At 46.8% G+C, this 457-nt stretch carries 1 protein-coding gene; it reads right to left on the bottom strand.

Annotation, left to right across the window (positions count from 1 at the left end; genetic code table 11):
* Positions 1-303: hypothetical protein (locus tag E1189_RS24370; protein WP_230459843.1), on the bottom strand; the 303-nt coding region annotated here is incomplete at its 3' end.
* Positions 304-457 lie beyond the last annotated feature (154 nt).

The raw sequence follows: 457 nt of genomic DNA, 5'->3' as shown, positions 1-457 counted from the left end.
AACTGCCAGCTGTTGTACAGTCGTTGATTTTGTGAGTGTTAATTGGGTTCTTTTTTTTCCATGGCAATGTACAAAGTGGTGATCGGCAGACTTGTGTATGGTGCAAGATGTGGTTTCACCGGGGAAGATATGTGTGCTGGCTGTAGAGTGTATGGCGATACTGCCTGTTGATATCACACCTAATGGCTGTAACGGAATGGGGTGAAGAGGTTTGCTCTTGTCTCCTGATGCATAGGTGGCAGATGTAGACAGGCCGATCGCCATGCAGAGACTGGTGACAACAAAGTTCAGCTTGAAGACCATTCTCTTTCTTCCTATCCATAAAAAGAACAAAGAAGATAGCAACGTATCTGGCAGCCTCTTATGATGCTGGTATTTACGGTGCTGAGTTTTGTCCTGCCAGTGACACCATACAGTCCGTGCGCTGTCAGGGTATGGTTGTGAAAGGGACAGACCG

It is taken from the genome of Parendozoicomonas verongulae, from assembly GCF_009711465.1.
Classification (GTDB): domain Bacteria; phylum Pseudomonadota; class Gammaproteobacteria; order Pseudomonadales; family Endozoicomonadaceae; genus Sansalvadorimonas; species Sansalvadorimonas verongulae.
The sequence above is the reverse complement of the archived record's forward strand: the minus strand, read 5'-3'. Positions and strand labels throughout refer to the sequence as shown.